General features: G+C 74.0%; 21 protein-coding genes. 9 read left to right on the forward strand and 12 right to left on the reverse strand.

Annotated elements, in window-relative coordinates; genetic code table 11:
* Positions 1 to 18: 18 nt before the first annotated feature.
* Positions 19 to 1,227 (reverse strand): hypothetical protein, encoded by a 1,209-nt coding sequence (locus ACSUPR_RS11680; RefSeq protein ID WP_436891211.1) that lies wholly within the window; start codon positions 1,225 to 1,227, stop codon positions 19 to 21.
* 164 nt (positions 1,228 to 1,391) lie between these two features.
* Between ACSUPR_RS11680 and ACSUPR_RS11685 the strand changes: the two genes are divergently transcribed.
* The 3 genes from ACSUPR_RS11685 to ACSUPR_RS11695 all read left to right on the forward strand — a co-directional run bounded on the left by ACSUPR_RS11685 (position 1,392) and on the right by ACSUPR_RS11695 (position 5,736).
* The gene (locus ACSUPR_RS11685) at positions 1,392 to 1,982 is read left to right on the forward strand and encodes a DUF1707 SHOCT-like domain-containing protein (RefSeq protein WP_436891978.1); all 591 of its coding nucleotides are present in this window, start codon (positions 1,392 to 1,394) and stop codon (positions 1,980 to 1,982) included.
* 119 nt (positions 1,983 to 2,101) lie between these two features.
* Positions 2,102 to 3,490: a class II fumarate hydratase gene (locus ACSUPR_RS11690; RefSeq protein WP_436891212.1), complete on the forward strand. Its 1,389-nt coding sequence runs from the start codon at positions 2,102 to 2,104 to the stop codon at positions 3,488 to 3,490.
* A gap of 209 nt (positions 3,491 to 3,699) precedes the next feature.
* Positions 3,700 to 5,736, forward strand: coding sequence for a serine/threonine-protein kinase (locus ACSUPR_RS11695; protein WP_436891214.1), 2,037 nt, complete (start codon positions 3,700 to 3,702; stop codon positions 5,734 to 5,736).
* A 60-nt stretch (positions 5,737 to 5,796) separates the two neighbouring features.
* On the opposite strand, the gene ACSUPR_RS11700 is transcribed toward ACSUPR_RS11695, so the two are convergent.
* Together ACSUPR_RS11700 and ACSUPR_RS11705 are read right to left on the reverse strand one after the other, a co-directional pair.
* Positions 5,797 to 6,444 (reverse strand): lytic transglycosylase domain-containing protein, encoded by a 648-nt coding sequence (locus tag ACSUPR_RS11700; protein WP_436891215.1) that lies wholly within the window; start codon positions 6,442 to 6,444, stop codon positions 5,797 to 5,799.
* A 43-nt stretch (positions 6,445 to 6,487) separates the two neighbouring features.
* Positions 6,488 to 7,183 (reverse strand): lytic transglycosylase domain-containing protein, encoded by a 696-nt coding sequence (locus ACSUPR_RS11705; protein ID WP_436891216.1) that lies wholly within the window; start codon positions 7,181 to 7,183, stop codon positions 6,488 to 6,490.
* 409 nt (positions 7,184 to 7,592) lie between these two features.
* On the opposite strand from ACSUPR_RS11705, the gene ACSUPR_RS11710 reads away from it, so the two are divergent.
* Complete coding sequence (locus ACSUPR_RS11710; protein WP_436891218.1) at positions 7,593 to 11,756, forward strand: SCO7613 C-terminal domain-containing membrane protein; 4,164 nt, start codon at positions 7,593 to 7,595, stop codon at positions 11,754 to 11,756.
* A 79-nt stretch (positions 11,757 to 11,835) separates the two neighbouring features.
* Here ACSUPR_RS11710 and ACSUPR_RS11715 read toward each other — a convergent pair whose 3' ends face one another.
* The 3 genes from ACSUPR_RS11715 to ACSUPR_RS11725 all read right to left on the reverse strand — a co-directional run bounded on the left by ACSUPR_RS11715 (position 11,836) and on the right by ACSUPR_RS11725 (position 14,921).
* Positions 11,836 to 13,185 (reverse strand): PhoH family protein, encoded by a 1,350-nt coding sequence (locus tag ACSUPR_RS11715; RefSeq protein WP_436891220.1) that lies wholly within the window; start codon positions 13,183 to 13,185, stop codon positions 11,836 to 11,838.
* 267 nt (positions 13,186 to 13,452) lie between these two features.
* Positions 13,453 to 14,214: an isoprenyl transferase gene (locus tag ACSUPR_RS11720; RefSeq protein WP_436891221.1), complete on the reverse strand. Its 762-nt coding sequence runs from the start codon at positions 14,212 to 14,214 to the stop codon at positions 13,453 to 13,455.
* A 95-nt stretch (positions 14,215 to 14,309) separates the two neighbouring features.
* Entirely contained in the window at positions 14,310 to 14,921 is a 612-nt protein-coding gene (locus ACSUPR_RS11725) for an RNA polymerase sigma factor (RefSeq protein WP_436891223.1), read from the reverse strand.
* Between the two features lie 352 nt (positions 14,922 to 15,273).
* Here ACSUPR_RS11725 and ACSUPR_RS11730 point away from each other — a divergent pair, with 352 nt between their 5' ends.
* Positions 15,274 to 16,641, forward strand: coding sequence for a serine/threonine-protein kinase (locus ACSUPR_RS11730; RefSeq protein ID WP_436891224.1), 1,368 nt, complete (start codon positions 15,274 to 15,276; stop codon positions 16,639 to 16,641).
* Between the two features lie 24 nt (positions 16,642 to 16,665).
* Here the strand turns inward: ACSUPR_RS11730 and ACSUPR_RS11735 are convergent, their stop codons facing one another.
* The 4 genes from ACSUPR_RS11735 to mca all read right to left on the reverse strand — a co-directional run bounded on the left by ACSUPR_RS11735 (position 16,666) and on the right by mca (position 20,704).
* On the reverse strand, positions 16,666 to 18,705 hold the full coding sequence (locus ACSUPR_RS11735) for a thioredoxin domain-containing protein (protein WP_436891226.1): 2,040 nt from the start codon (positions 18,703 to 18,705) through the stop codon (positions 16,666 to 16,668).
* Between the two features lie 59 nt (positions 18,706 to 18,764).
* Entirely contained in the window at positions 18,765 to 19,457 is a 693-nt protein-coding gene (locus ACSUPR_RS11740; protein ID WP_436891228.1) for a GntR family transcriptional regulator, read from the reverse strand.
* Between the two features lie 106 nt (positions 19,458 to 19,563).
* Positions 19,564 to 19,818 (reverse strand): hypothetical protein, encoded by a 255-nt coding sequence (locus tag ACSUPR_RS11745; protein ID WP_436891230.1) that lies wholly within the window; start codon positions 19,816 to 19,818, stop codon positions 19,564 to 19,566.
* 4 nt (positions 19,819 to 19,822) lie between these two features.
* Positions 19,823 to 20,704 (reverse strand): mycothiol conjugate amidase Mca, encoded by an 882-nt coding sequence (gene mca, locus ACSUPR_RS11750; protein WP_436891231.1) that lies wholly within the window; start codon positions 20,702 to 20,704, stop codon positions 19,823 to 19,825.
* 154 nt (positions 20,705 to 20,858) lie between these two features.
* Between mca and ACSUPR_RS11755 the strand changes: the two genes are divergently transcribed.
* The 4 genes from ACSUPR_RS11755 (at position 20,859) to ACSUPR_RS11770 (ending at position 23,236) form a co-directional block, all read left to right on the forward strand.
* Complete coding sequence (locus tag ACSUPR_RS11755; RefSeq protein WP_436891232.1) at positions 20,859 to 21,311, forward strand: DUF4307 domain-containing protein; 453 nt, start codon at positions 20,859 to 20,861, stop codon at positions 21,309 to 21,311.
* 141 nt (positions 21,312 to 21,452) lie between these two features.
* The gene (greA, locus tag ACSUPR_RS11760) at positions 21,453 to 21,953 is read left to right on the forward strand and encodes a transcription elongation factor GreA (RefSeq protein ID WP_220563246.1); all 501 of its coding nucleotides are present in this window, start codon (positions 21,453 to 21,455) and stop codon (positions 21,951 to 21,953) included.
* Positions 21,954 to 22,244: 291 nt separating this feature from the next.
* Positions 22,245 to 22,724 (forward strand): RDD family protein, encoded by a 480-nt coding sequence (locus tag ACSUPR_RS11765; RefSeq protein WP_436891234.1) that lies wholly within the window; start codon positions 22,245 to 22,247, stop codon positions 22,722 to 22,724.
* 14 nt (positions 22,725 to 22,738) lie between these two features.
* Positions 22,739 to 23,236: an RDD family protein gene (locus ACSUPR_RS11770; protein ID WP_436891236.1), complete on the forward strand. Its 498-nt coding sequence runs from the start codon at positions 22,739 to 22,741 to the stop codon at positions 23,234 to 23,236.
* On the opposite strand, the gene ACSUPR_RS11775 is transcribed toward ACSUPR_RS11770, so the two are convergent.
* Together ACSUPR_RS11775 and ACSUPR_RS11780 are read right to left on the reverse strand one after the other, a co-directional pair.
* Positions 23,233 to 24,624, reverse strand: coding sequence for a hypothetical protein (locus ACSUPR_RS11775; RefSeq protein ID WP_436891238.1), 1,392 nt, complete (start codon positions 24,622 to 24,624; stop codon positions 23,233 to 23,235). The two genes, ACSUPR_RS11770 and ACSUPR_RS11775, sit on opposite strands and share 4 nt — an antisense overlap.
* Positions 24,625 to 24,805: 181 nt before the next feature.
* Positions 24,806 to 25,957 carry an FIST signal transduction protein gene (locus tag ACSUPR_RS11780; RefSeq protein WP_436891240.1) on the reverse strand — a complete coding sequence of 384 codons (1,152 nt, stop codon included), beginning with the start codon at positions 25,955 to 25,957 and terminating at the stop codon, positions 24,806 to 24,808.
* Positions 25,958 to 26,055: the final 98 nt, after the last annotated feature.

A 26,055-nucleotide genomic window follows, 5' to 3' on the forward strand; every position in this document is an offset into this window, starting at 1 on the left:
CGCGGTTCCCGGGCCCGGTCAGCCCTCCAGGGGCTCGAACGGGTCCGGGACCGCGCCGGTCCAGCGGTGCAGGCGGGCGACACCGGTCTCCAGGACGGTGCCGCCCTCGTCGCGGCGGCCGCGTTCGACCACGTAGAAGCGGCCGTCGCCGAGGGAGACCAGCCCGTACTGCCCGCCGCTCACCGGCCACCCGGACACACCGGTGGGTTCGTGGAGCTCGCCGCCCTCCCGCAGCGACAGCAGCAGGCCCCGCTCCGCCTCCGCCTGGCCGCGGACCGGTCCGAGCACGGGGCTCCGGGAGCCGTCGACGACGTACAGGGAGTGGTTGGGGAAGTGCGGCTTCACCCCGTTGTAGACCGCCATGAACCAGTCGCCGCTGGCGGCGTCGTACTCCAGGTTCTGCACTCCGTAGGTGGTGTTGCCGGTGTACACGAAGTACTTGCCCTCGGGGCGGCGCGGACCGCTGGTGTGCGGGTCGGACTGGTCCAGGGGGCGGTCCAGGCCGCGCCAGCGGGTCACGTCGTACTGGAGCAGCACCTGGTGGTCGTTGTCCTCCCGGTCGGCGTTGGAGTACACGCCGTAGGCGACGGTGAGCATCGTCCGGCCGCCGGGGCGGCCGAACTCGGGGCCGAAGGCCACCCCGTCGATGCCGCTGCACCCGTACCGGTGGTCGGCGGTGGCGGCGACGTTGCCGTCGAAGACCCCGTCGCCGTCCATGTCCGCGGTGTAGTCGGCGACGACCTCCTCCAGGTGGACCGTGGTGAGCACGCCGTCGGCCTCGGCGTCCATGCCGACCCGGGTGATGCGGTCGGTATCGAAGATGGCGATGTAGAACGCCTCTGCGGCCTTGTACTCCAGGGAGCCGTAGACCCGGCCGTCGCGCTCGTCGATGTCGAGGTCGCCCAGGTGTCCGGTGAGCCCGGTGACGGTGCCGATGACCGTGCCGGACAGGTCCGTCTTGACGAGGGTGTCGGTGAAGGAGAAGTACATGTGCCCGCGCTCGGCGTCCAGGGCGATGCCCTGGACGTGCCCGGAGCGCCAGGCCCCGCCGTCCACGGACGCCGGGAGCCCGGCGGACGCGGCCTCCGCCGTGTCGGCGAGCACGGTGGCGGGCTCCGCCGGGGCGGGCTCGGCGGCGGCCGGGGCGGTGGTGGCCAGTGCCGCCAGTGCCGCCCCCAGGGCCGCGGCCCGGGTCGTCGGTCTCTTCCACGTTCCGGTCGCGCGCATGTCGTCTCCGTCTTCCGCGTGCGTACTCGCAGGCATCAACCGGACGCTAGGAGTGCGCGGTGAACCGGGGGCGTCCGCGGGGGCGTCGCCGCAGGGAACAGCGCGCGAATCCGCACCGGTGAGGGGGACGCGTGTCGACTAGGGTTGCCGGTGTGAGCGAGCGGATCCCCCCTGAAGAGCTGCGGGCCTCCAACAGCGACCGGGAACGGGTGCTGAAGGTGCTGCGCGAGGCCGCGGCGGACGGACGCCTGGACCTGGACGAGTTCCAGGAGCGCTCCGACCGGGCGCAGGAGGCCCGGACCCTGGGGGAGCTGCCGCCGCTCACCGCCGACCTGCTCCCGCTCCAGGAGCAGCCCATCCGCCTGGACCACCAGCCCGCCCTCGGGGTGTTCGGCACCGCCGTCCGCAGGGGCCGCTGGGTCGCCTACCCCGGCGACCTCGTCCTGGCCGTGGCGGGCCGGGTCGAGGTGGACATGCGCGAGGCGCTGCTGCTGCGGGGGCACCACCGGATGACCGTCACCGCCGTCCTGGGCCAGGTGGAGATCCTGGTCCCCGACGGGGTGGAGGTGCGGGTCAACGGCCGCGCCGTCCTGGGGCTGCGCGGCACCACGGCGCGGCGGTCGGACCTGTCCGATCCGCCGGTGCTGGAGATCAACGGGTTCTCGGTGCTGGGCACCGTGCGGATCAAGGCCCCCCGCAGGCCGTTCCTGGCCCGGTTGCGGCGGCGCCGACGGCCCCCGGGCATCGGGGCCTGACCTGCCGCGATGTCAACATGACGCGTGCAACACCGCCTTGGCGGGGTGAGGTGACGGTGTGCCCCCGTGCGTCTGGCAGGCTGTGTTTCACAGGTTTTCCCAGGAGAGTGTGGTAGCCAATGAGTGAGTTCCGCATCGAGCACGACTCGATGGGTGAGGTCAAGGTCCCGGTCGACGCCAAGTGGCGTGCCCAGACCCAGCGCGCCGTCGAGAACTTCCCGATCTCGGGGCAGGGCCTGGAAGGCGCCCACATCGCCGCCCTGGGCCAGATCAAGGCCGCCGCGGCCAAGGTCAACGCCGAGCTCGGCGTCATCGGCGACGACCTGGGCAAGGCGATCCGCGAGGCCGCTCTGGAGGTGGCCGACGGCAAGTGGAACTCCGAGTTCCCGATCGACGTCTTCCAGACCGGTTCGGGGACCTCCAGCAACATGAACACCAACGAGGTCATCGCCACCATCGCCAGGGAGCGGACCGGCCTCGAGGTCCACCCCAACGACCACGTCAACGCGTCGCAGTCCTCCAACGACGTGTTCCCGTCCTCCATCCACATCGCCGCCACCTCCGCCGTGATCAACGACCTGGTCCCGGCGCTGCGGCACCTGGAGGAGGAGCTGACCCGCAAGTCCGCCGAGTTCGCCTCGGTGGTCAAGAGCGGCCGCACCCACCTGATGGACGCCACCCCGGTCACCCTGGGCCAGGAGTTCGCCGGGTACGCCGCGCAGGTCCGCTACGGCGTCGAGCGCCTGGAGGCGTCCCTGCCCCGGGTGGCCGAGCTGCCGCTGGGCGGCACCGCCGTGGGCACCGGCATCAACACCCCGGAGGGCTTCTCCGCCCGGGTCATCGCCGAGATCGCGGCGCACACCGGCCTGCCGCTGACCGAGGCCCGCGACCACTTCGAGGCGCAGGGCGCCCGCGACGGCCTGGTGGAGCTGTCCGGCCAGCTGCGGACCATCGCGGTCGGCTTCGCCAAGATCGCCAACGACATCCGCTGGATGGGCTCGGGCCCGACCACCGGCCTGGGCGAGCTGTTCCTGCCCGACCTGCAGCCGGGCTCCTCGATCATGCCGGGCAAGGTCAACCCGGTCCTGTGCGAGGCCGTGCTCCAGGTCTCCTCGCAGGTCGTCGGCAACGACGCCGCGGTGGCCTTCGGCGGTGCCAGCGGCAACTTCGAGCTCAACGTGCAGCTGCCGCTGATCGCCCGCAACGTGCTGGAGTCGATCCGCCTGCTCGCCAACGTCTCGCGGGTGTTCGCGGACCGCTGCGTCGCCGGGATCACCGCCAACGAGGAGCAGTGCCGGACCTACGCGGAGTCCTCCCCGTCGATCGTCACCCCGCTCAACCGCTACATCGGCTACGAGGAGGCCGCCAAGGTCGCCAAGCAGTCGCTGAAGGAGAAGAAGACCATCCGCCAGGTGGTCCTGGAGCGCGGCTACGTCGAGGACGGCAAACTCACCGAGGAGCAGCTGGACGCCGCCCTGGACGTCCTGAAGATGACCAACTCGCAGTGAGGCGCATCGCCGGCGGCCGGTGACCGCCGACGACCCACGGGGCACCCCGGCCGGCGGGGTGCCCCGCCGTGTGTCCGGGCCCCGGGGCGGGGCCGGAGGTGACACTTCCGTTCCGATGCCTTCTGTTCAGGAACCTTCCCCAAGCGGTAGGCGTCGGACATTCTTGACAGAGCACCCGTGAGCAGAGCCCGCGTCCGAGAGGGCAGTACATGTCGAGCAACAGCGACAGTGAACACATCGTCGCGAACCGTTACATCCTGCGCCGAGAGCTCGGCCGGGGTGGCATGGGCGTGGTCTGGGAGGCCTTCGACCCCTCCCTGGACCGCACGGTGGCCATCAAACAGGTGCTCCTGCCCGACCACTTCACCGACGAGGAGCGCGCCGACGCCCACGCCCGGGTGCGCCGGGAGGCCCGCTCCGCGGCCCGGATCTCCCACCCCTCCGTCATCACCATCCACGACGTGTTCGACTTCGAGGGCGACCCGTGGGTCGTGATGGAGCTCATCGAGGGCGGCTCCCTCCAGGACCTGCTCGAACAGCGCGGCGCCCTGGACGAGGACACCACCGCCGCCATCGCCGAGGCCCTGCTCAAGGCGGTCCAGGCGGCCGACGCCGCCGGTGTCCTGCACCGGGACATCAAGCCCGGCAACATCATGATGTCCTCCGACGGGCGGGTCATCCTCACCGACTTCGGCATCGCCACGATGGAGGGCGGGCCGAGCATCACCCGCACCGGAGCCCTGATCGGCTCCCCGGAGTACATGCCGCCCGAGCGCCTGGAGGGCGGCCCCGCCGAGCACCGGGGCGACCTGTGGAGCATCGGCGTCACGCTGTTCGCCGCGGTGGAGGGGCTCTCCCCGTTCCGCCGCGACTCGATCACCGCGGCCATCGCGGCCGTGCTGGGCGCCCCGCTGCCGCCGATGCGGCGGGCGGGCCGCCTCACCCCGGTGATCGCCGGGCTGCTGGAGCGCGACCCCGACCGGCGGCTGACGGTGGACGGGGCGCTGGCACTGCTGGACGGACGCGGCGGGGCTGGCGGCGGCAGCGGGGCCCGCCCCGCGATCGTCCCGGGCCCCGGTCCGGCCTCGGACAGCGGTCCGGTCGCGGCGGCCAGCGGCGGCTTTCCGAGCGGTCCCGTCCCCGGCCCGGTGGCCGGACACCCGAGCGGCCCCCTGCCGGGACACGGCGGCGGGTACCACAGCGGCCCCATCCCCGGGCACGGCGGGCACCCGAGCGGTCCCGTCCCGGCGGGCGGGCGCGGCCCGGGGGCGACCAGCGGCCCCCTCAGCGGCCCGCAGCCGGGCATGGGCGGGCCCGGCGGCCCGCACACCCCGGCGCGCCCGTTCCCGCCCACGGGGCCGACGACCCCCTACGGCCCCTCGCAGCCGCAGCCCTCGTTCGCCGCGCACAGCGGCGGCCACGGCCCGGGGCACTCAGGCCCCACCGGCGGGCACGGCACCATGGCCCCGCCCCGGCCTCCCGCGTCCGCCCCGTCCTCGGGCGGCGGCGTCAGCAAGGTGCTCGTCGGCCTGGGCTGCGGTGCCGTCGCGCTCGTGCTCATCGCCGTGATCGCGGTGAGCGGCATACTGCTGTCGAACCCCGGCGACAACGGCGCCGACCGGGCGGGCGAGGACGTCGACGAGGGCACGCTTCCCAGCGAGCAGAGCGCCCCGGCTGAGCCCACCCCCTCGGCCCTGCCCGATGACGGCGACGGCGACGGCGACGGCGACGGCGACGAGCAGACGGACGGCCCGCCCTCCTACGACGACCTGGAGACCTTCGAGTCGGAGTGGTTCGACGTGGACTACCCCGAGACCTGGACGGTCGACGACAGCCGGATCGACGAGAGCCTCGTCGTGTTCCTGGCGCCCGGTTCCGACCACCAGGTGTGGGTCGCCGGATGGACCGAGGAGGAGTTCACGGGGAGCAGCGCGGAGTACCTGGAGGAGACCAGGGGCGGCACCGCCGTCGAGGGCGACGTGACCACCGACTACCTCCAGCTCAACCTCCACGAGTTCGAGGAGGACGACTTCGAGGACGGCTGGGACGTCGCCCTGGTCCGCGCCAACCTCACCAACGACACCTGGGCCAGCCCGGCCCGCCGCTTCTGGGCCTACGCGATCAGCATGGACCACGGGGACCAGAGGGTGTTCTACATGGTCACCGTGAACGTGCCGCGCGGCGACGCGAGCTACTACGAGGAACTGCCCGCCGAGGTCATGGACTCGTTCGAACCGCACCTGTGACCGGCCCCGGACACGACGACGGCCCCCGGCGATCGCCGGGGGCCGTCGTGCGCGTCGGGATCAGTACCAGCCGACGGACTGGGAGTGGGCCCAGGCACCGCAGGGGGTGCCGTAGCGGCCCTTGATGTAGTCGATGCCCCAGGCGATCTGGGTGGCGGGGTTGGTCTGCCAGTCCGAGCCGTGGGACGCCATCTTGCTACCGGGCAGGGCCTGGGGGATGCCGTAGGCGCCGGAGCTGGGGTTCTGGGCCAGGTGGTTCCAGTTGCTCTCCTTCTGCCACAGCGGCTGGAGGCAGTCGGTGAACTCGCTCTCCGGCCAGCCCTCGGCGACCACCATCTGGAGGGCGAGCCCCTGGGCGTCACCCGTGAAGACGGGGGCCTCGGGTTCCTCCGGCTCCTCCTCGATGTCCTGGGCCTCGGAGGCGGAGGACTGGGTCCGGGAGCCCACGGCGGCGTCGCGCTCGGCGCGGGCCTCCTGGCGCGCGGCCTCGATTTCTTCCTCGGTCGGCTGCTCGGAGGACGAGAAGAACACGTCCTCGGGGGTCTCGTCGGCGGGGGCCTCTCCCTCGCCCGGGACGGCGGCGCTCGCCGCCACCTCCGGGTCGACGCCCTCGTCCGCGAACGCGGAGACGGCGAACGTCGCACCTGCGACGAGGGTGGCCGCACCGACCGCCGCCGTACTGCGCAGCGACATGCGGTTGAGTAACACGGTTACCTTTCCCAAGAGGGGGTCATGGGGCGGGAAAGCCCTATTAATACCAGTTGTTCGCCTGGGAGTGGGACCAGGCGCCGCACGGGGTGCCGTAGCGGCCCTTGATGTAGTCGATGCCCCAGGCGATCTGGGTGGCCGGATTGGTGCGCCAGTCCGAGCCGTGGGACGCCATCTTGTCGCCGGGGAGCGACTGCGGGATCCCGTAGGCGCCGGAGCCGGGATTCTGGGCCAGGTGGTTCCAGTTGCTCTCCTTCTGCCACAGCGGTTCGAGGCAGTCGTGGAACTCGCTCTCCGGCCAGCCCTCGGCGACCACCATCTGCAGCGCGGTCTCCTTGGCCGAGCCGGCCGGGACCGGGGCGGCGGAGGAACCGGAGGACCCCCCGCCCTGCGGCTCGGGGCCGACGGGCTCGGGTTCGGGCTCCCGGAGGATGTCGGAGCCCTCGGCACCGCCGCTGCGGACCGCCTCCCGGCCGGCCTCCTCGGCGGCCTCACGGGCCTGCTCCAGGTCCTGTGCCCGGCGCTGCGGGTCGGCCTCGGCCGGGGTCTGGAAGAAGTCTTCGTCCTCCTGCGCGCTCGGGACCTCCTCGGGCCCGGCGGGCAGGGCCGCCGAGGCCGCGTCGCGGGGGTCGGGGGTCCCGGTGTCGGCGAAGGCCGCGACACCGAAGGTGCCCGCGGCGACCAGGACCGCGGCGCCGGCGGCACTCGCGTGACGCAGTGACATCCGTGGGAGAGGCAAGATCGCCCTTTCGCGTAGACGGCCGCACGCGTCGGACAGGACGCCCCGGCGGGCGGGGGTCGGTGCGCGTACGGTGGGTCGCCGCCGCCGGCCTCGGGCCGGAGAAGGAAGGGGGACGGGCGCGATGGCGCTCCGTCCGCACGGCGGGTCCGCACGGTGGGGGTGCTCTGTGCAGCGGATTCAGCCTGCACCATCATTACGACCACGTAACGCCATACATACTGTGTCTTGACTCACATCACCCGGTGTTCCCGTACTGTCTCCCGCTGACCTGCACGGGGACACGGAGAGTCAGGGGTCGGCCGAGACGGTCCCCAAGGGCGGCGGTCCCCGCCGCGGCCGCGGACGCGCCGCATCTGAGTACGGATACGGATGTGCTCACCCGGGGTCCGGGGACAAGATGGCGGGCATGGACGTCACAGCATCCCCGCCGCCCGCGGCGGGGCCTCCCCTGCGCTGCCCGGACTGCCGGTCCTCCCTGCCCCCGGGGGCCGCCGTCTGCGCGCGGTGCGGGCTGCTGCTCACGGGCCCCCTCGCCCAGCGCCTGTGGGAGGTGGACACCGAGCTCACCCGGGTCGACGAGCACCTGCGGCGGCTGCGCAGCGAGCGCTCCGGCCTGCTGCACGCCCTGCGCGAGGCCTCCCGCCGGGCCGCCGCGGCGGCGCCCGCGGGCGCGGTGTCCTCCGCCGCTCCCCCGCCCGTGCGCCCCGCGGCCCCCCTGTCCCCCGCGGCGCCGCCCCCGGCGGCGGCCGTTCCGCCCCGGATCGACGGCGAGATGCGCCGCCGCTCCGCCCAGAACATCATCCTGGGCCTGGGCGGGCTGCTCATCGGGATCTCCGCCCTGGTGTTCGCCATCTGGACCTGGAGCGACATGGGCACCGGCGCCCGGGCCCTGGTGCTCGGGGCGACCACGGCGGCGTTCGCCCTGGTGGCCCTGCCGCTGTACCGCCGGGGGCTGCGCGCCACAGCCGAGACCTTCGGCGCCCTGGCCGCGGTCCTGCTGGGCATCGACGCGCTGGCGCTGTGGCTGCTCATGCCCGACCGCCTGCCCGACGGGCCCGGCTACTCGGCCGGGGCGCTGGCGATCATCGCCGCGCTCATGGCGCTCTACCCGCTGCTGGTCCCGCTGCGCGGGCCGCGGGTCATCGCCGCCCTGGCCGCCCAGCCGGTACCGCTGCTGCTCCTCTTCGCGCTGCCGGTGGACGACCCCTTCCCGTGGATCCTGGCGGTCCTGGCCGCCACCGGGCTGGCCGACCTGGCGGTGGCGCGCACCGCCCGGCACCGGGAAGAGGACGGCGCCGCAGGCCCCGTTGAGGGCGGGGGGAGACGCTGGAGTGAGAACAGCGCCGCAGGCCCCGTTGAGGGTGGTGGGGGGAGACGGGTGGGAGTGCCCCAGACCCTGACCGTGCTGTCCCTGGTCCTCACCGTGATCACCACCGGGGTGTCCGCCCTGCTGGTGTTCCTCGTTCCCCGCTCGTACCCGCCGGAGTGGTGGGGCCTGGCCCTGGCCCTGCTGCTGTCCGCCGCGGCCTGGCTGGCGCTGTCGCGGTCCCCCGGCAGCCGGTGGGTGGCGGCCCCCGGTGTCGCGGCCCTGGCCCTGGTCCCGCTGGCCGCCGGTCCGGGGGACCTGCCGGTGCTGCCCCGCCTCCCCTTCGGGGACCCCTGGAGCCTGCGCGCCGCCGACACCCCCGCGACCGTGCTGCTGGGTGTCGAGGGGCCGGGCACGGCCTGGCCCGGGAGCCTGCCCTACCTGCTGGCGATCGTGGTCGGCGCGGCGCTGGCCGCCGGCACGACCGCGCTGCTGCGCCGCGACCTGCTGCCGACGGTGGCCGCCCTGGCGGCCCCGCCGGTACTGCTCGCCCCGCCGATGCTGCTGGGCCTGCCGCTCCCGGTCGTGGTCGGGTGGGCGCTGCTCCTGGGCGCGGCCCTGGTGCTGGGCACCTCCTTCGTCTCCACCCGCCCCTACGCCTGGGCGCCCGCCACGGCCGGGGTGGCGACCCTGGTCACGGCCCTGATGTGGTCCTCGGCGCTGTTCTGGACCTTCGTGGCCGCGCTGCCGTGCGTCGGCCTGGTCGCCCTGCTCGCGCTGCTGCTCCTGCGGTACCGGGCCTCCGGATCCGGGGCACCCGCCGCCCCCGTGTCCCCCGGTGCCCCCGCACCTTCCGGCACCCCAGGCCCGACGCCGCCGGGCCGGGCCCTGTACGGGGCGGCCCTGGCCCTGTGGGCCGTGGGGCTGGCGGCCTGGTCCTCGTCGTGGATCGCCCTGGCCGCGGCCGCGATGCCCGAGCGGGGCAGCTGGTGGACCGCCGCCGCGGTGCTGATCAGCGGCGTGACCGCGCTGCTGCTGAGCCGGACCGCCCCCCGCCCGGCCGGTCCGGGCTCCCCCGACGCCCGGACCGCGTTCACCGTGTTCGGCCTGCTGCTCCTGCCGCTGGCCCCGCTGCTGGCGCCGCCGGGCGGGGTCCTGTGGAGCGGTGGGGCCTCCGTACCGGTCTGGGGCGCGGCACCGGAGACGATGCTCGAACCCGCGGCCGCCGTGCTGGGCACGGCCGTCGCGGGCGGCCCGGGCACGGCGGCGGGGGTACTGCTCGCCGGCGCCCTGGCCGTGGCCCTGGTCGGCGCCGTCGACCGCCGCTGGCTGCTGCCCGCCGCGGCACTGGTGGCCCCGCCCGCTCTGGTGCCGCTGCCGGTGATGCTGGGTGCGCCGTTCGTCGTCGCGGTCGTGTGGGCGGCCGCGGTGGGCGTGCTGCTCGCTCTGGCGGCGGCACTGGTCCGCGACCGCCTGGCGTGGGTGCCGGGCCTGACCGGTCCGCTCACCCTGGCCGCGGCGCTGCTGTGGTCGCTGCCCGAGCGGCACACGACCCTGGTCGTGGTCCTGGCGGCGGCCGCCGCCGCCCTGGGCTGCGCGCTGGTCTTCCGCCGGGCGGGCGCCCCCCGGCACCCGGCGGACGCCGGCGGTCCGCTGCCCGCTCCGGTCCCCGGACCGGTCGCGGCCGCCGCGGGCCTGGGGGCCCGGCCCGCGGGCTCCGGAATCGGCACGGCCTTCGGGGTGGCCCTGGGGACCGGGGTCCCGGCCGCGCTCGCCTGGGTGCTGTGCCTGGCCGGCACGGCCGCCGGGGGCGCGGGACCGGCGGCCTGGTGGCTGCTCGCGGCGGTCCCCGTCGTGCTGGGGGCCGGGGCGCTGGTGCTGGGCGACGGCGGCGGGATCCGGGCGCTCGTCCCGGTCGGCCTGCTGCTGGGCGGTGCGGCACCGCTGGTGGCGGGGACGACGGCGGCCGTCGCCCTGGTGCCGGTCTCCTGGCGCCACGGGGTGGCGCAGGCCTCGCCGGGTGCGCTGCTCGACCCCGCGTACGTGTTCCTGGGCCTGGGGGACCGGCCCGACCCGCTGATCGCCCTGGGCGTGCTGGCGGCGGGCGCGGTGGCGGTCGGCGCGGTCGCCCTGGTCTCCGACCGGTGGAGCGGGCACGCGGCCGCGCTGGCGGTCCCGCCCGCCCTGGTCCCCGTGGCGGTGCTCGCCGGCGCCCCCTTCGCGGTGGCGCTGGCGGTGTCGGTCGGTGTCGGCTCCGGCCTGGCCCTGTGGTCGGCGCTGTCCCGGGACCGGGCCTTCGCCTGGCTGCCCGGGCTCACCGGCCTGCTGACGCTGGTCCAGGCGCTGGGCTGGGCGCTGGCCGAGCGGTACGCGACCATCGCGGTCCTGCTGGCCGTGGCGGCTCTGGGCTCGGCGGTGGCCGCGCTGGCCCGCACCGTCCCGACCGCGGTGGCGGCGACCGCCGCGGCCACCGCGGCGACCGGCGGGTTCGCGTTCACGCTCACCCTGGCCCTGGGCGCACCGGCGGAGTACGCGGCGCTGGCGCCCGTCGCCCTGGTGGCGGGGGTGGCCGCGGCGGCGCCCCGGATGCGCTCGCCGCTGGTGGAGGCGGCCGAGGTCCCGGCCGCGCTGTGGGCGGCGGTGTCCGTGGGGGTCGCCGTGCTGTACGGCGCACACGGCGGGATCGTCGCCCTGGCACTGGCGGTCGTGGGTGTGATCGCCCTGGCCACCGCGATCCGGCCGGAGCGCCGCTGGGCCGCGGCGGTGGGCGCGCTGCTGATGCTGGGCGCCCTGTGGACCGCCCTGGCCGCCTGGAACGTGACGGTCCCGGAGGCCTACACCGCGCTCCCGGCCCTGGCCGCCCTGGTCGTCGGCTGGGAGTGGGGCCGCAGGGCGGAGCGCCCGCCGTCGAGCTGGGCGTCCCTGTCCGCGGGCCTGTGCCTGCTGCTCCTGCCCGGCCTGGGGATGGTGCTGGCGGGCGAGGACACGCCGTGGCGGGTGCCCGCGCTGCTGGCCGCCGCGCTGGCCGTGGTCCTGTGGGGCCTGCGGGCGCGGAGCCAGGCGGCGCTGGTCATCGGCGGCCTGGTCCTGGCGGCCGCGTCGCTGCGGGCGTTCGGCCCGCCGCTGTGGGACCTGACCCGGCTGCTGCCCAACTGGGTTCCGTTCGCGGTGATCGGCGCGCTGCTGCTGCTGGTCGGTGCCCGCTACGAGGCCAACCTGGAGCGGGTGCGCCGGCTCGGTCACTTCATCGGCGGCATGCGCTGACCGGCGGCGTGCGCCCCGCGGGGGCGCACGAAGCGGGGTGCCCGCCTCCCGGAGGCGGGCACCCCTTCTTCCTTCTCCGTCAGTTCTCCAGCATCTCCGTGACCAGTGCCGCGATCGGGGACCGCTCCGACCGGGTCAGCGTGATGTGCGCGAACAGCGGGTGGCCCTTGAGCTTCTCGATCACCGCGACGACACCGTCGTGGCGGCCGACCCGCAGGTTGTCGCGCTGGGCGATGTCGTGGGTGAGGACCACCCGCGAGTTCTCCCCCAGCCGGGACAGCACGGTGAGCAGGACCCCCCGCTCCAGCGACTGCGCCTCGTCCACGATGACGAACGCGTCGTGCAGCGACCGGCCGCGGATGTGGGTGAGCGGCAGGACCTCCAGCATCCCCCGGTCCACGATCTCCTCGATGACGTCCTCCGTGGTGACGGCGGACAGGGTGTCGTGCACCGCCTGCCCCCACGGGGTCATCTTGTCGTTCTCGGTACCGGGCAGGTAGCCGAGCTCCTGGCCGCCGACCGCGTACAGCGGGCGGAACACCATCACCTTGCGGTGCTGGCGGCGCTCCAGGACCGCCTCCAGTCCGGCGCACAGTGCCAGCGCCGACTTGCCCGTACCGGCCCGGCCGCCCAGGGAGACGATGCCCACCTCGGGGTCGGTGAGCAGGTCCAGGGCGATGCGCTGCTCGGCGCTGCGGCCGTGCAGGCCGAACACGTCGCGGTCGCCGCGCACCAGGCGCACCGACTTGTCCGGGCGGACCCGCCCCAGCGCCTTCCCGCGTTCGGAGACCAGCACCAGTCCGGTGTGGCAGGGGAGCTCGCGCGCGGCCTCGATGTCGGTGGCACCGTGCTCGAACAGCTCCGAGACCTGGTGGGCGGCCACGTCCAGCTCGGCCATGCCCGTCCAGCCGTGCTCGATCGCCAGCTCGGCCCGGTACTCGTCGGCCGCCAGGCCGATCGAGGAGGCCTTGATGCGCATCGGCAGGTCCTTGCTCACCAGCACGACCTCGCCGCCGTCCTCTTGGAGGTTGCGCGCGACGGTCAGGATCCGGGTGTCGTTGTCCCCCAGTCGGAAACCGGCCGGGAGGATGTCCGGATCGCTGTGGTTGAGCTCGACCCGCAGGGTGCCGCCCAGGTCGTTGACGGGCACCGGGAGATCCAGGCGGCCGTTGGCGACCCGCAGGTCGTCCAGGAAGCGCAGAGCGTTGCGGGCGAAGTACCCGAGTTCCGGGTGGTGCCGCTTGCTCTCCAGCTCGGTGATCACCACCACGGGGATGACCACCTCGTGCTCGGCGAACCGGGTCAGGGCCAGCGGGTCGGCGAGCAGGACGCTGGTGTCGAGCACGTAGACGCGCCGGTCCGCTTCCGCCTCCGCGAGGGCGGCGGTGGGGGGCTGGGTGTCACGGCGATCGGTCGAGGAACTAGCCACTCGTTCTCCCCTTGGGCGCCGCACGGGCGCCCCACTGTCACGGGATCATGGAGGACCGGGACCAGGCCCCACAGGGCCGGGTCCGGCCCTCCTCGTTGACGTTCCGCGGTGGCGGAGGGGATCAATGAGCCGGGGCCTCCCGAACGGGTGGGCGAACGCCACCCGCTTCTTCCGAAGCTACGCGTCCGAGAACCCGTTTTCCAGTCCGTTTCCGGCCGGTGGGGTGAACACCGCGTTAAGGGGTGACTCCGTGGCGGGACCGGGGGTTCAGGAACCGTAGCGACGGTTGCGCGCGCCGTACGAGCGCAATGCGCGCAGGAAGTCCACCCTGCGGAAAGCAGGCCAGAAGACCTCGCAGAAGTAGAACTCCGAGTGCACGCTCTGCCACAGCATGAAGCCGGACAGGCGCTGCTCCCCGGACGTGCGGATGAGCAGGTCCGGGTCGGGCTGGCCGCGCGTGTAGAGGTGCCGGGCGATGTCGGCGATGTCCAGGCGCTCGGCGAGTTCCTGGATACCGGTGCCCTTGGCCGCCTCCTCGTGGAGGAGCGACCGAACCGCGTCGGCGATCTCACGTCTACCTCCATACCCGACGGCGACGTTGACAACCAGCCCCGGGTTACCGGATGTGGCCTCCTCCGCCTCCTTCAGGGCGCTGGCGGTCGACGCGGGCAGCACGTCGAGTGCCCCGACGGGCCGGGTGTTCCACCCCTCCTCGCGCAGCCGGGCGATGGTCTCCTCGATGATCTGCACGAGAGCGCCGAGTTCGGCCTCGTCGCGCGAAAGGTTGTCGGTGGACAGCATCCAGAGCGTGACGACCTGCACACCGATCTCGTCGCACCAGCGCAGCAGCTCGAAGATCTTGTCCGCTCCGGCCCGGTGGCCCTCCGCCGCCTCCGCCAGACCGCTGTTCTTCGCCCACCGGCGGTTGCCGTCCATGGCTACACCGACATGGCGGGGAATCTGCCGGCCCTGCAGCTGACGTTCCAGACGCCGCTCGTAGAGCCAGTACAAGGGGTCGCGAAGCCCCATGGGCGAAAACCTCTCAGAGCTGGATCAAGGACAGCACGCTCCTGTGCCAGGAGATGCCGACGGGGATACCGTCCAGAGTAGTTCGCCGCAGGGGGTCACGTTACGGCCAGGGACTTGCGCACGTGCTTGCGCCCCTGGTGGATACGGGACTTCACCGTGCCCAGGGCCAGGTTCAGCTCCGAGGCGATCTCGTTGTAGTCCATCTGGCACAGGTCGCGCAGGACCAGGGGGGCCACGAGGTTGGGGCGGTCCTTCTCCAACTGGTCGAGGGCCTCCAGCAGGTCGATCCGGGATCCGGCGATCACACTGGTGGTGCGCGGGTCGCGCTGGTGGGGCATGCGCTCGGCCTCGGTGGGGAACTCGGCGGCGCGGCGCTTCATGGAGCGGTAGGTCTGGCGGGCGGAGTTGGACACGACGGTGTACAGCCACGTCGTGAACAGGGAGTCGCCCTTGAAGCTGTCGATCTTGCGGGCCACCCTGAGCAGGGCGTCCTGGCACGCCTCCTCGGCGTCCTGCCGGTAGGGCAGGAAGCGCGCGCACCGGCGCAGCACCTCGGGCTGGATCCGCCGGAGCAGTGCGTCCAGCGCGACGGGGTCGCCGTCCCTGGACCTGCGGGCGAGCTCCTCCAGCTCCTCGTCGACGTTGCTCGCGACCCGGCGACGGGGCGCGGGGGTCTCCTCGTGCTCGGTGTGGTGACTACTGCGCATGGCTGGTCTCTCCCTGACTGACGGCAGACGTCCGGCCGTCCGCTGTTCGGCGCTGTGCGCCCACGATCGGAGGGCCACACGTCAATAGGACGTCCACGGGGCCCCAACGGCTCCGCCTCGTTCCTTCCTCCCGGTCCTCCCGCGAACGGGGTCCGTGGTCGACGCGGTTTCGTATTCCGCCCGGCCGTTACAGGGCATCGGCGGCCCGCGGGGGTTCCCACCAGTTTCCATCCCCCGGCGGGGTCCGCGCTACCCGGAGAGGGGATCATATCCGCAAGAGTCAACGCGAAGGTGTAGATGGTGTATTAGTGGGCAACGACCGCGTATCCACCCCTGACAGACCGAGGCGGAAATGAGCCAACCCGAGGCCTTCGGCCGTTACCGCGTCATCCGGCGCCTGGGGTCGGGCTCCTTCGCCACCGTCTGGCTCGCCCAGGACGACCTGCTGAACTACCCGGTCGCCATCAAGGTACTCGCCGAGAACTGGGCGCACCAGATGGACATCCAGCACCGGTTCCTGGAGGAGGCGCGCATCCTGCGCCAGACCGACTCCACCTGGCTGGTCGCGGTCCACGACGTGGACGTCCTCCCCGACGGCCGCCCGTACATGGTGATGACCTACGCCGACCAGGGCAGCGTGGCGGATCTCATCCGCCGGGGGCCGCTGCCGCTGGACGAGGCGCTGCGGCTGCTGACCGAGATCGGCCAGGGCATCACCGTGCTGCACAACCACGGCACCATCCACCGGGACATCAAGCCCTCCAACGTTCTGCTCCAGTCCTCCCCGGTGGGCCAGCGGGTGCTCGTCGCCGACCTGGGCTTCGCCAAGGCCATCGACGAGGCGTCGGGGTTCACCGCCGCGGCCGGGACGCCCGGCTACATGTCGCCGGAGCAGAGCATCCCCGGCGGCGACCTGGACGTGCGCTCGGACGTGTACTCGCTGGGCGCCGTCGCCTACGAGCTGATCACCGGCAAGCCGCCCTCGCGCCCGCCGGTGCGCGTCCCGCCTGGCCGCATCCGGCCAGGACTGCCGCGGGAACTGGACGAGCTCATCCTGTCGGCGCTGTCCGTCGACCGGGAGAGCCGCCCGGCCGACGCCAAGACCTTCACCGACCGGGTCCGCTCCATCCGTATGGCGCCCGACCTGCCCAGGGCCGACCCGTGGTGGCAGAGGTACCGGATGCCGTGGCGGCGGGCCGCCGCCATGGTGGCCGTGTCCGTGCTGGGGGCGGGTGTGCTCACCGCCTCGGTCGGCGCACCGGGCCTGGCGCTGACCACGGTGCGCCACGCCGGCCAGGACATCCGCATGGACGTGCCCTCGGTGTGGGCGCGGGAGTTCCACACCGACCTGGCCGCGCGGCCCGCCGCGGCCGACGCCGGGGCCGGGCCCGGGCTGCTGGTGGCCACCGACGCCGACGACTGGCACTCCACCGAAATCCCGTCCTACGGGGTGTACGCGACCGTGGTGCCCGGCGCCCGCGACCTGGCGCGGGTCGCCGAAGTCGACCCCTGCCCGGGGGACCCCGCGCGCCGCGAGGTCCACACCGGGGGCTGGGAGGGCACGGCGTGGGACTGGCCCGAGTGCAACGGCACCGGGGCCTTCACCAGCGCCGCCGTACACCGGCCCGGGGAACCCGCCACGCTGTACCTGGAGGTCCGCCAGCCGGACTACCGGCCCGACCTGGTGAACGAGATCATCGACCACACGGTCCTGGGCTGATCCGGCCGCGGGCCCGCTCCCGCCTCATCCCCTCCGGGTGAGGAGGTCGCGGAGGTCCTCCGGCGACGTGACGGGGAGGCGGCACACGAACCCCTCGCACACGTACGCCGTGGGCCGCCCGCCCACCCGGACCCGGTCGCGCAGCAGCGGCACACCCCCGTCGTCGAGACCGTCACCGCGCGAGAGCACGGTGCCGATCGGGGCGTGGACCAGCGCGGTGCGCACCAGTTCCAGGGTGGCCGGGTCCGCGGGGTCGCCCACGACCGCCACCTCCAGCGGGCCGGCCAGCAGCGCCTCGCCGGCCGCCAGTCCCCACCCGGCGAACCGGGGCGCCTTCTCCGCCAGCAGGCCCACCGGGACCAGCGCCCGCTCTGCGGCCTCGCGGTGGCGGCGCGAACCGGTGAGCGCCGCGTAGGACAGCAGCGCCCCGGCGGCCGCGGAGCGGCCCGAGGGCACGGCGTTGTCGGTGGGGTCCTGGGGCCGGTTGAACAGCTTCTCGGCGTCGTCGGCGGTGTCGTAGAAGCCGCCCTCCCCGTCGGTGAAGCGCTCCAGCACCACCTCCAGCAGCTCCCCCGCGACGTGGGCGTAGCGGGCCTCCCCGGTGGCGCCGTGCAGGGCGATCAGCCCCTCGGCGACGTCGGCGTAGTCCTCCAGCACCCCGGGGCTCCCCCCGGCCGCCCCGTGGCGGGAGGTGCGCACCAGCCGCCCGTCGCGCAGGTGCACCGAGAGCAGCAGCTCGGCGGCCTCCCGGGCGGCGTCCACCAGCTCGGGCCGCTCCAGCAGGATCCCGGCCTCGGCCAGGCCCGCCACGGCCAGCCCGTTCCACGCGGCCACCACCTTGTCGTCGCGGGCCGGGGGCGTGCGCTCCTCCCGGGCGGCCAGCAGGGCGGCCCTGACCCGCTCGTACCTCCAGGTGTCGGCCGGACTGGACGGCAGGCGCAGCACCGAGGAGCCGTGCTCGAAGGTGCCCTCCTCCGTCACCCCGAACACCTCGGCCGCGAAGGCGGCGTCCTCCTCGCCCAGCACCCCGCGCAGCTGCCCGGGGGTCCACACGTAGTAGGTGCCCTCCTCCCCGTCGCTGTCGGCGTCCAGCGCGGAGGCGAAGCCCCCCTCGGGGGTGCGCAGGTCGCGCAGCATCCAGTCGGCGGTCTCCTCGGCGATCCGGCGCAGCAGCGCCGCGGACGCCTCGCCGGCCGGGCCGGGCTCGGCCGGGCGGCGTGCCATCCGGGCGTAGGCGCGCAGCAGCAGGGCGTTGTCGTAGAGCATCTTCTCGAAGTGCGGCACCACCCACTCCCGGTCGACCGAGTAGCGGGCGAACCCGCCGCCGAGCTGGTCGTAGATGCCGCCCCGGGCCATGGCGTCGGCGGTACCCAGCGCCATCAGCCAGGAGGGGGTGGGCTCGTCGGAGCTCTGGAGGGGGCGGGTGCGCTCGTCGTGCGCGGTCAGGAAGGACAGCAGCATCGACGGCGGGAACTTGGGCGCGTCGCCGAACCCGCCCGCCGTCGTGTCGTAGTCGCGCACCAGCGCCCGCACCGCCAGGTCGAGCAGGGCCGCGTCCGGCGGGGGCGCGTCGGGCAGGGTGCGGGGCGCGCCCAGGGCCTCCACGACCCGGCGCCCCTGGTCGAGGAGTTCGCCGCGCCTGGTCCGCCAGGCCTGGGAGACGCCCTCCAGCAGCCGCTGGAAGTGGTCGCGCGGGAAGTAGGTGCCGCAGTAGAAGGGGGCGCCGTCGGGGGTGGCGAACACCGTCATCGGCCACCCGCCCTGGCCGGTCATGGCCTGGGTGGCCTCCATGTAGACGGCGTCGACGTCGGGGCGCTCCTCTCGGTCCACCTTGACGTTGACGAAGAGGTCGTTCATGCGGGCGGCGGTCGCCGCGTCCTCGAAGGACTCGTGGGCCATGACGTGGCACCAGTGGCAGGCCGCGTAGCCGACGGAGATCAGGACGGGCACGTCGCGGCGGCGCGCCTCGGCGAAGGCCTCCTCCCCCCAGGGCCACCATTCGACGGGGTTGTCGGCGTGCTGGAGCAGGTACGGGCTGGTCGCGTCGCGCAGGCGGTTGGACATACCCCCACTCTGCCACCCGGGCCCGCCCGGCGGGGGCACCTCCCGGGCGGCGGCGCGGGCTACCTGCGGTTGCGGCCGCGGGTGACGTCGACCGGGTCGAAGTGCTCCCAGGTCTCCGCCACGGCCAGCGTCGGTTCCAGCCCGGCGGCGACGTGGGCGCGGTACAGGGCCGCGGCCCCCTCGGCGTCCCGGCGCTCGATCAGTTCGAGCACCCGGACGTGCTCCTCGCGCTGCTCACGGGTGTCGCGGTGCCGGGTGAGGTGGAAGAGCCACTGCACGCGGGCCTCCAGCGGCGCCATCATCTCCTGGAGCAGCGGGTTGCCGCAGGCCCCCAGCACGGCGCGGTGGAACCCCGCGTTGGCGGCGGCGGTGGCGGACTCGTCGCCCGCCGCCAGGGCCCGGGCCGCCTCGTCGAGCAGGCCCCGCATCAGCCGCAGGTCGTCCTCGTCGCGCCGGGCGGCGGCCAGGCGCGCGGCCAGCGGCTCCAGCTCCTCGCGCACCTCGAAGAGGTGGACGATGTCCTCGCGCGACCAGCCGGCCACCATGGCCCCCTGGCGCGGGACCAGGACGACGAGCCCCTCGGCCTCCAGCAGCCGCAGGGCCTCGCGCAGGGGCACCCGGGAGACGCCCAGCTCGGCGGCCGTCTCGCGTTCGGTGACGCGGTGTCCCGGAAGCAGGCGCAGATCCATGATCCGGGACCTGAGCTCGGTGTAGACCCGGTCGCGCAGCGACGGGGAGGGCTCGGGCGGCATGGACCCCATCGTAGGCGGGCCCGGCCGGATGCACCGACCGGGCCGCGTGCGGCGGGGACCGGTCGGCCCGGCGCCGGGCCGACCGCGGGCGTCCGCGTGGAGCGCCCTAGGAGTCCTTCTTCTCGCCCTTCTCGCCGTCGGCCTCGACCAGGGCCGGGGCGGCCGCGACGTCGACCGGCTCGTCGATCGTGCGCTCGCCGCGCACCGCCTTGAGCTTTCCGGTCATACTGCGCATGAGCAGGTACAGGGCCACGCCGATGGCGAAGATGACGAGGAAGCCCAGGACGCCCGGGGTGACCGTGTACTTGTCCAGGGTGAACGTGTCGGCGCTCGCGGCGGTGGACACGAGAAGGGTGTTCATAGGCTCATACTCCCACTGTGTCCCGGACACCCGCGAAGAGGTCCGTCTCCGGGACCTCGGTGTCCACCAGCGACCGCACCAGGTGGTAGTCCTCGGTCGGCCAGGCCTGGGCGAGGAGGTCGTTGGGCACCGCGAACCAGAACCCGTTGGGGTCCACCTGGGTCTCGTGCGCCTTCAGCGCCTTCTCCGCGACGTCGAAGTACTCGGCGCACTCCACCCGCGTGGTGATCTCCCACACGGGCCGGTCACCGCGGTCCTTGATGCGGTCGATCCACTCCTTGTAGGGGTTCTCCAGCCCCTTCTCCGCCAGCAGGACGCTGATCGCCTCGAAGCGCTCGGGCGGGAACGAGACGAAGTAGTACAGCTTGAGGGGCTGCCACGGGTCGCCGGCGCCCGGATAGGCGTCCGGGTCGCCCGCCGTGTCGAAGGCGTGCATCGACACCTTGTGGGTCATGATGTGGTCGGGGTGCGGGTAGCCGCCGTTCTCGTCGTACGTGAGGATCACGTGCGGGCGGAAGCGGCGGATGGACTCCACCAGGGGTGCGGCGGCCTCCTCCACCGGGGTGAGGGCGAAGCAGCCCTCGGGCAGCGGCGGGAGCGGGTCGCCCTCGGGCAGGCCCGAGTCGACGAAGCCGGCGAACTCCTGGCGGATGCCGAGGATCTCGCGGGCCCGGTCCATCTCGCGTCGGCGCACCTCCGCGATGTTCTCGCGGACGTCGGGCCGCTCCATCGCGGGGTTGAGGATGTCGCCGCGTTCGCCACCGGTCATGGTGACGACCAGCACTTCCGCTCCTTCGGCGACGTAGCGCGCCATGGTGGCCGCGCCTTTGCTCGACTCGTCATCGGGGTGGGCATGAACGGCCATGAGCCGCAGGCGCTCGGACAACGAAGGGTTCTCCTTGACTCGGTCGACGGACGCAGGGGCGTACCGTCCGGCACCCCTGGTCACGGCACGTCGACGACTTGGTGCGGGCCGCGCGGGGGGTCTGTCAGGTCGGGGATATCTTAGACAACACCGTCCCCGTGTACGGAGATTCCCGATGCCCACCACCCCGGAGGAAGACGCCGTGAAGAGCGCCGACGAGCCGGCCGCCGACGCGGCCGCCCCCGACGAGGAGACAGCACCCGCCCTGCGCAAACGCCACGGCAACGGCCCGGTCTTCTTCGTGATCGCGGCGCTGTTCGCCGTGCTGTGCGCCGCCGGGTGGGGCTACGCGGTCATGAGCTACTCCGGGCTGGGCGGGGGCGTGTACCACCAGGTGATCACCTCGTCGGCGCCGTCGTCCACCGAGGCGACCATCAGCTACGAGGTGAACAGCCGCGACGGGGCCGTGTGCCTGATCCGCGCGCTGGACGAACGCCTGGTGGAGGTCGGCCAGAGGACCGTCACGACGGAGGCCGGGAACCGCATGGTCTCCACGACCGTTGAAACGGTTCGTCAGGCTTCAACGGTAGAAGTGGCCTCGTGCAGGGAACAAGGTTCGCAGGACTGACACCGCCGAACCCCTTTCCCCGCCGGTCCCGGTGACGGAGCCGGACGTTCGGGAACCGTGTCCCATGACACACGGTGATATTCTCGTAAGTTCAGCTCTGGCCGCCTGGTGGCCTTTGCTACTAGTACACAAGGAGTTCCCGTGACCCAGACCCGCGATGACAACGTCACCTGGCTCACCCAGGAGGCGTACGACCGGCTCAAGGCCGAGCTGGACCACCTGACGGGGAGCGGGCGCATCGAGATCGCGGAGAAGATCGAAGCGGCCCGCGAGGAGGGCGACCTCAAGGAGAACGGCGGCTACCACGCCGCCAAGGAGGAGCAGGGCAAGATGGAGGCCCGCATCCTCCAGCTCACCGAGATCCTGCGCACCGCGCGGGTCGGCGAGGCGCCCCGGACCGAGGGGGTGGTCGGCCCCGGCATGACCGTCACCGTCATGTTCGACGGCGACGACGAGGAGGTCACCTTCCTGCTCGCCTCCCGTGAGGAGAGCGGGTCCCCGATCGACGTGTACTCCCCGCGCTCGCCGCTCGGCTCGGCGATCAACGGCAAGGCCGTCGGTGAGAAGGTCAGCTACCAGCTGCCCAACGGCAAGAGCCTCGGAGTCGAGATCATCGAGGCGGTGCCCTACAGCGGAATGTAGGGCGGCCCCCGAGGGGGTCGTTGCGGTGAGGGGCGGCTGCGGCCGCCCCTCACCGCATGTGTCGGGAGGAACCGGTACACCGGAGGCATCCCACGGAAGGCCGGGTGCGTCGTAACCTCTGAGGGCGGCCGACGGGCGCCGCCCCCCGACCACCGAAAGGGCCCGATGTCCTCGCCTTACTGGAACCCGCAGGACCCCGGTCACGGCGGCCGTCCTCCCCAGGGCGCCTGGGGTCCGGCGAGCCCGCCCCCTCCGCCCCCTCCGCTCCCGCAGGCGGGCTGGGGTGCGCCGGTGCCGCCGCCCGAGCCCGCGGGGCCCGTACCGGCCACGTTCGGCCGCCGCCTGGCGGCCCGGCTCGTCGACTACGTCCTGGCACTGGTCGCGGCCACGGCGTTCTTCATCCTGATGGCGTTCGTCATCGTGCTCCTCACCGGGGGCGCGGAGACGTCCGACGCCCAGGGCGAGGTGTGGGCGTGGCTGTTCTTCTTCGGCTGGGGCCTGCTGCTGTTCTTCTACGACTGGCTGTTCCTGGTCACCTGGGGCGCCACCCTGGGCAAGATGATGCTCGGCCTGAAGGTGACCCGGCCGGACGGCGGCCGCCTCACCCAGGGCCGGGCCATGGGCCGGGCGGCCTTCTTCTGCCTGCCCCAGTCCCTGCCGTGCGTGGGCCACCTGCTGAGCCTCATGGAGAGCATGGCGGCGCTGGGCGAGGAGCGCCGGGCCCTGCACGACCGCGTGTCCGGGACCGTCGTCGTGCTCTCCCGCCGCTGAGGGGGGTGCGTCGGATGGAGGGGGGCGACCCCGGCGTGGCCCCGGGCCCCGGAGCGGTGCCGGCCCCGCTCTCGCTGCGCGCGACGGCCCGGTTCATCGACCTCGTTCTGGCCGCGGCCGCCGTCTCGGTGCTGCTCGCGCTCGCGGCGCTCCCGGCGACGGCGGTCCCCGTCGACGGGTACGCCGGCGCGCTGTTCTGGGCGGGGCTGGTGCTGGGCGGCGGGGCCGTGCTGCTGTTCCTCTACGAGTGGCTCTTCCTGGTCCTGCGGGGGGCCACCCCGGGCAAGGCGATGGTGGGCATCGCAGTGGTCGGCCCCGGCGGCGGCCGCCCCACCCGCGGGCAGGCCGCGGTGCGCGCCGCCGTGCTCTGCCTGCCCCAGGCCCTGCCCTGCGTCGGACCGTGCTTCACCCTGGTCGAGAGCCTGGGCGCCGCCTCCCCCGCGGGCCGGGCCCTGCACGACCGGCTGTCCCTGACCGCGGTCGTGCGGACCGGGGACGGTTCCGCACCCTAGGTACAGGAGGGGGCGTCGGCGCCGCCCTCGGCGTACACGGCCGGGATGTAGTGGTCCTCGCCGATCCGGTACCAGGTGTCGTCGGTGCCCCGGGGGCCGGTGGCCGACGCGCCGCCGGCCCGGCAGATGACGTCGATGTTCGCCGCGTGGGCGGCCAGGCCGATCGCGGGGTGCTCCGGGCCCGGCCCGCCGCGCACCACGACCGGGTCGCGCCGGGTGGCCGTGGTGACCTCGATGCGGTGGCGGTACTCGCCCGTCCACAGGTAGTCGACCTGCACCCAGCCGTTGGTGGGCAGTCGGAGCCCGCCGTTGAACGCCCCGTCGGCCAGGTCGATCCCGGCGGGGTTGCGGACCCGGCGGCCGAACCCGTCCAGGCCGCCGTTGTGGCCCTCGGCGTAGGCGGCCTGGGCCTGGGGGCGGCCCCGGTCGAGGTCGCGCCAGGACTGGCGCTCGGCGTTCCAGTGGTCGTCGGTGATGTTCCAGGGGCCCACGTCCCAGACGGGGAGGTAGGCGCAGCGGGGCTCGTGGCCCTCGGTGTCGCCCTTGCCGTCCGGTCCCAGGGCACCGGTGCTGCACACCCGGACGGTGTATTCGCCGCCGCCCCGGGCGGCCAGGCCGCGCCGGGAGGGCAGGGCGACGAAGTGGTCGTTCTGGCGGATGGTGTGCCCGTTGGCGGTGGTCTCCCCCACCAGGCCGATGCGGGTGGCGAACAGGCGCGCCGAGAAGGGGCGCTCGGGGATGTCGTCGCCGCGGCCGGTCCCGTCCCCGGACGGCTCGGCGTCGTGGTCGGCCTCGCCCCCGGGCGGGTCGCCGCCGTCGTCCCCGGGGTCCTCGCCGCCCCCGCCGCCCTCGGGCCGCGTCCCGGGTTCGGTCCCGGGGTCGTCGGGCAGGCCGGTGACCGGGAGGTCGCCGGTGCCCTCCAGCGGGCGCACGCCCAGGCCGGTGACGGAGGTCTCGGAGCCCTCGACGGCCACCCGCAGCTGCACCCGGGAGACGTCGGCGGACAGGGCGATGCGGCCGCCGCCCCCGGGGGCGGGGTGCCACTCGGTCCACATGCCGTCGGCGCGCACGCCGCGCACCTCGGCCAGCACGTCCTCGGGGTCTCCGGAGGAGCCGACGCGTACGTCGACGGTGTCGGTGGGCCGCTCCAGGGACTGCTCGGGGAAGGTCGCCAGGCCGGTGGCCCGGGCTCCGTTCTCCCGGCGCAGCGAGGCCCCGGGTGCGGCCCCCTCCTCCAGCCGCAGCGCCCCCGAGTCCAGGACCAGGCCGATGCGGTCTGCAGACTCCAGGTCCTGGGGGAGCCAGCCGGCCTCCGCGAAGGCGGGCCGGGGTCCGACCGGGATCAGCAGGACCAGGGCCCCCACCACCGCCCAGCGTCTGCCGCGCATGCGGTTCGTGATGGACGCACACCTTCCGGTCATGATGGACCTTTCCCTTTGATCACACAGAGTGCGCAGATAACGCACTCTCAGTAAGGGGCATGGAGGCGTGCGGGCTCAAGCAGCGCGCGTCGAGTGTCGGTGGTGCGCAGGTAAAGGTCCGGCTCGCCGCGTGGAGGACGGCGTCCGCTCAGGTGAAGGCCAGCAGGCAGGCCGTGAACGCGTGCAGGTGGTTGACCCCGCCGACCGGGCCGATCTCGCCCGCCGCGAAGAACCCCGCGACCGCCTCGGCTCCCAGAACCCGACGGACCGCCAGCACGTCGTGGTCCGCGTGCGGGAACAGGGCCGCGCCCCGCCCGTTGCAGGAGAACAGCAGGCCCGCCCCCACCCGGTGGCGCTCGCCGAAGTCGGCCAGCCGCCGGGCCAGGTCCTCGTCCGCGGTCCCGGCGTCGCGCACCTGGAAGCGGACCGTCTGCCCCACCTCGACCGACTCGTCGACGACCAGCGTCCCCGCCTCGGCGTCGGCGCCGGTCAGCGAGCGGATGAGGAAGTCGCCCTGCTCGTGGTGGTCGGCGTACTCGTCCATGGCGATGCCCAGGTACAGGCCCTGCGCCGCCATCTCCCGGTCCTCCTCGGGGAGCGTCTCCAGCAGCTCCTCCAGGCGGGTGTAGGCGGATACCCCGGCCAGCTCCTTGACCACGTTGTCCCGCGAACCGGTCACCGTCATCGCCGGTCCGATCGGGCGGCAGCCCTGGCTCACCACGGCGCCCAGCACGCCCTCGCCGCCGATGAGCACGCCCACCGCGCCGTTCTCGGCCACCGACCCGTCGCAGAACAGCCGGACCGAGCCCTCGCCCAGCATCCCGTCGGCCATCCCGCCCACCAGCGGCAGCCCGCCCAGCGCCCGGGTGGACTCGCGCACGAACTCCCGCGCGGGGAACTCGTAGGGGTTGACCAGCAGCAGGGCGGCGCGGTCGCGCGGCCCGGGCTCGCGCATGCCCACCACGGTGAGCCGCTCGCCCTCCACCACCGTGTCCAGCCGGAACGGGGTGATCTCAACCCCCGGCAGCCGGGCGCACCACACGCTGACCGAGCCCTGGCCCTCCACCGACCGGCCGCCGCCGATGACACCGGTGCCGCTGCACCCCAGGGTGGCCGCGTCGCCCGCCAGCTCCATCACCCGGGCCCCGGCCAGGGAGACCTCCTCGGTGTCGGAGCCGCAGATGAAGAAGCACACCAGGTCCGCCGGGCCGTCGAGGCGGGCCAGGGCGGTGAGCGCGGCGCGCTCGGCCGCGTTCACCAGGTCCGCCCCGGTCGTCAGTGCATCGCCGAACCGCGCCACCGGCTGGACTCCTCCTCGTCACCGGACCCGCCGAGCGCGGGTGCCACCCTCTGTCATTGTCCCACCCCGGGCCGGGCGCGGGGCCCGGCCGGGACCGG

This window comes from Nocardiopsis dassonvillei, from assembly GCF_964273065.1.
Classification (GTDB): domain Bacteria; phylum Actinomycetota; class Actinomycetes; order Streptosporangiales; family Streptosporangiaceae; genus Nocardiopsis; species Nocardiopsis dassonvillei_B.

Bases quoted from the DNA above. Each gene is read 5' to 3' on its own strand.
- ACSUPR_RS11740 (WP_436891228.1), bottom strand. From the start codon at position 19,457: ATGCCGCCCGAGCCCTCCCCGTCGCTGCGCGACCGGGTCTACACCGAG.
- ACSUPR_RS11745 (WP_436891230.1), bottom strand. From the start codon at position 19,818: ATGAACACCCTTCTCGTGTCCACCGCCGCGAGCGCCGACACGTTCACC.
- ACSUPR_RS11770 (WP_436891236.1), top strand. From the start codon at position 22,739: ATGGAGGGGGGCGACCCCGGCGTGGCCCCGGGCCCCGGAGCGGTGCCG.
- ACSUPR_RS11690 (WP_436891212.1), top strand. From the start codon at position 2,102: ATGAGTGAGTTCCGCATCGAGCACGACTCGATGGGTGAGGTCAAGGTC.
- ACSUPR_RS11680 (WP_436891211.1), bottom strand. From the start codon at position 1,227: ATGCGCGCGACCGGAACGTGGAAGAGACCGACGACCCGGGCCGCGGCC.
- ACSUPR_RS11775 (WP_436891238.1), bottom strand. From the start codon at position 24,624: ATGCGCGGCAGACGCTGGGCGGTGGTGGGGGCCCTGGTCCTGCTGATC.
- ACSUPR_RS11755 (WP_436891232.1), top strand. From the start codon at position 20,859: ATGCCCACCACCCCGGAGGAAGACGCCGTGAAGAGCGCCGACGAGCCG.
- ACSUPR_RS11735 (WP_436891226.1), bottom strand. From the start codon at position 18,705: ATGTCCAACCGCCTGCGCGACGCGACCAGCCCGTACCTGCTCCAGCAC.
- ACSUPR_RS11725 (WP_436891223.1), bottom strand. From the start codon at position 14,921: ATGCGCAGTAGTCACCACACCGAGCACGAGGAGACCCCCGCGCCCCGT.
- ACSUPR_RS11730 (WP_436891224.1), top strand. From the start codon at position 15,274: ATGAGCCAACCCGAGGCCTTCGGCCGTTACCGCGTCATCCGGCGCCTG.
- ACSUPR_RS11695 (WP_436891214.1), top strand. From the start codon at position 3,700: ATGTCGAGCAACAGCGACAGTGAACACATCGTCGCGAACCGTTACATC.
- ACSUPR_RS11720 (WP_436891221.1), bottom strand. From the start codon at position 14,214: ATGGGGCTTCGCGACCCCTTGTACTGGCTCTACGAGCGGCGTCTGGAA.
- ACSUPR_RS11710 (WP_436891218.1), top strand. From the start codon at position 7,593: ATGGACGTCACAGCATCCCCGCCGCCCGCGGCGGGGCCTCCCCTGCGC.